The organism is uncultured Leifsonia sp. (genome assembly GCF_945957465.1).
Taxonomy (GTDB): domain Bacteria; phylum Actinomycetota; class Actinomycetes; order Actinomycetales; family Microbacteriaceae; genus Leifsonia.
On the sequence record NZ_CAMFLC010000111.1, the window covers coordinates 1 to 2,789 of the forward strand.

At 71.2% G+C, this 2,789-nt stretch carries 3 protein-coding genes; all 3 read right to left on the reverse strand.

All coding sequences use genetic code 11. The features are described 5' to 3' along the window. The coding region (locus Q0Q23_RS19930; protein ID WP_295128505.1) for a sugar phosphate isomerase/epimerase at positions 1–764 on the reverse strand (764 nt) is incomplete at its 3' end. Next, the gene (locus Q0Q23_RS19935) at positions 764–1,915 is read right to left on the reverse strand and encodes a Gfo/Idh/MocA family protein (protein WP_295128509.1); all 1,152 of its coding nucleotides are present in this window, start codon (positions 1,913–1,915) and stop codon (positions 764–766) included. The genes Q0Q23_RS19930 and Q0Q23_RS19935, both read right to left, overlap by 1 nt. 16 nt (positions 1,916–1,931) lie before the next feature. Next, the coding region (locus tag Q0Q23_RS19940) for a Gfo/Idh/MocA family protein (RefSeq protein WP_295128512.1) at positions 1,932–2,789 on the reverse strand (858 nt) is incomplete at its 5' end.

Consider the following 2,789-nt stretch of genomic DNA (forward strand, 5'->3'; position numbering starts at 1 on the left):
CGCAGGCGGGTGTCCTTGCAGTCCACGTGGTAGATGCGGTCTTGGAAGTCGACGATGAAGCCGACCGGATCGATGTCCTGCCACATCATGTGCGACGGGTCCCAGTTGAAGCCGAACGCCTCGCGGTGGTCGATCACGTCGAGGGTGCGCACGCTCGTCCAGTAGTCGTAGGCGATCTCGGACGGGTGCACCTCGTGGGCGAACCGCACGCCCTCGCCGTCGAAGACGTCGAGGATCGGGTTCCAGCGGTCGGCGAAGTCCTGATAGCCGGCGTCGATGACGGAGGCCGGGACAGGGGGGAACTGCGCCACGTACGGCCAGATGCTGGATCCGGTGAAGCCGACGACCGTGTCGACGCCGAGCTTGCGGGCGACCTTCGCGGTCAGCTTCAGCTCCTCCGCGGCGCGCCGGCGCACGCCCTCCGGGTCGCCGTCGCCCCACACCTTCGAGCCGACGATCGCCTGGTGGCGGAAGTCGATCGGGTCGTCGCAGACCGCCTGGCCCTTGAGGTGGTTGGAGATCGCCCACACCTTCAGGCCGTACCGGTCGAGGATGTCGAGGCGTCCCTGCAGGTAGTCATCGTCCTCCGCTGCGCGCCACACGTCGAGATGCTCGCCCGAGCAGGCGATCTCCAAGCCGTCGTAGCCCCAGTCGGAGGCGTGCTTCGCCACCTCCTCGAGCGTCAGGTCGGCCCACTGTCCGGTGAACAGCGTGACCGGGTGCGTACGGCCCGCTGCGGCGTCGGTGGCTGAGGCTTCCGTCATCAGTTGGTTCCCATCTCGATCCAGGTGCCCGACTCGGCCGAGTCGATCACGGCGTCGGTGATCCGGACGGCGCGCAGGCCGTCCTCGAAGCGCGGCAGTCCGTCGGGACTCTGCCCGGCGACGGCCGCGTAGCTGTCGGCGACGAACGCGTTGAAGGCGTCCTGGTACCCCTGCGGGTGACCGGACGGCACGACGCACAGGCGTGCGGCATCCGCGCTCAGCTGATCGGCGTCGCGCGGCACCAGGAGGCTGCCGGAGCGCCGGCCGATCCACAGCGTCTCGGGCTGCTCCTGGTCGAACGCCACGTTCTCGGCGCTTCCCGCGATCTCCAGCCACAGCCGGTTCTTGCGGCCGGGAGCCACCTGCGACACGAGGAGCGTGCCGATGGCGCCCGACTCGGTCTCGATGACCACGGCCGCGGCGTCTTCGGTCGTGATGCCCGTGTGAGCGGCTCGCTCGGCGAAGACGGTGCGCTTCTTCGCCGAGAGCCGCGAGACCCGGTCTCCGCTGACGAACTCGACGAGGTCGACGAGGTGCGATCCGATGTCCGCGAAGGCGCGGGAGCGGCCGCCCTGCTCGGAGCCGACTCGCCAGTTGTCGTCGCCGGAGTCGAGCAGCCAGTCTTGCAGGTAGGAGGCGTTGACGGTGAGCACCTGCCCGGCGGCGCCGGACGCGAAGCGCGCCCGCGCCTCCCGGACCAGCGGGTGGAACCGGTACACGAACGGCACGGTCGCCGTGCGTCCGGCCGCGGCGGCGACCAGGGCTTCCGCATCACCGACCGTGGTGGCGAGCGGCTTCTCGCAGACGACGTCCTTGCCGGAGGCCAGCACGGCCGCCGCCTGCGACGCGTGCAGCGCGTTCGGCGAGGTGACGTGCACGACGTCGATCCCGTCGTCGGCGAGCACCTCCTCCAGCGAGCCGTACGCCCGGCCGATGCCGAGGCGTTCGGCCGCGGCGGCCGAACGCTCCGGCGTCGACGAGACGATGCCCGCCGGCTCGGCACGAGCCGCGCGGGCGGCGCGAGAGTGGACCTCGGCCATGAAGCCGCCGCCCACGAAGGCGACGCGCAACCGTGATCCCGCCCTGCTCTCGTCCTGTCGGCTCGATCCGCCCGACTCGCTGCTGCTCACTCGTCTCCCGTCGTCTGTCATCGTCCGCGGGCCGGCCTCACGCCAGCGTCGAAGCGCGCGGGTCCCAGTCCTCGGGGAGGGCCGGAGCCACCTGCACGGTGCTCTGCACGTCGACCGGGGAGCCGGACTCGCCGGCCTCGATCGTCGCGACCATCACGTCGAGCACGTGGAAGGCCTGCTCGCCCGACGCACGCTCCGGCACGCCGGCGCGGATGGCGCGGGCGAGCTCGACGACGCCGATGCCGCGCGTGCTGGTGGTGCCCGTCGACGGGAGGGTCTCGATGCCGTCCGCCCCGTGCACCAGGAGGTCGCCCTCGAAGGTGTTGGGGTCGGGCACGACGACCGTCGCCTCGAGGCCGGCGACCTCGAACTGGGTGCGGCCGAGCTTGGAGTCGAAACTGAAGATCGACTGCGCGGTCTGGCCGCTCTCGAACTCGTACAGCGCGCTGACGTGCGTCGGGACGGTGACGGCGAACGACTCGCCTGCGCGCGGGCCGGAGCCGATCACGCGTGACTCCTTGGCCTTGGAGGCGACCGCGCTCACGCGCTTGACCGGGCCGAACAGCTGCACCAGCGCGGTGAGGTAGTACGGGCCGATGTCGAACAGCGGGCCCGCGCCCTCCTGGAACAGGAAGTCCGGGTTCGGGTGCCACGACTCGGGGCCGGGGCTCTGCATGAGTGTCAGAGCGGTGAGCGGTGCGCCGATGGCGCCGCTCTCGAGCAGCCGACGGGCCGACTGGATGCCGGCTCCGAGGAAGGTGTCGGGCGCCGTGGCGACACGCAGACCCTTCTCGTGGGCGGCCTCCAGCAGCTGCACGCCGCTGGCGCGATCGAGCGCGAACGGCTTCTCGCTCCACACGTGCTTGCCCGCGTCGAGCGCCTGCAGCGCCACCTC

Coding starts and splice junctions, on each gene's coding strand:
- Q0Q23_RS19935 (WP_295128509.1), bottom strand. CDS start 1,915: ATGACAGACGACGGGAGACGAGTGAGCAGCAGCGAGTCGGGCGGATCG.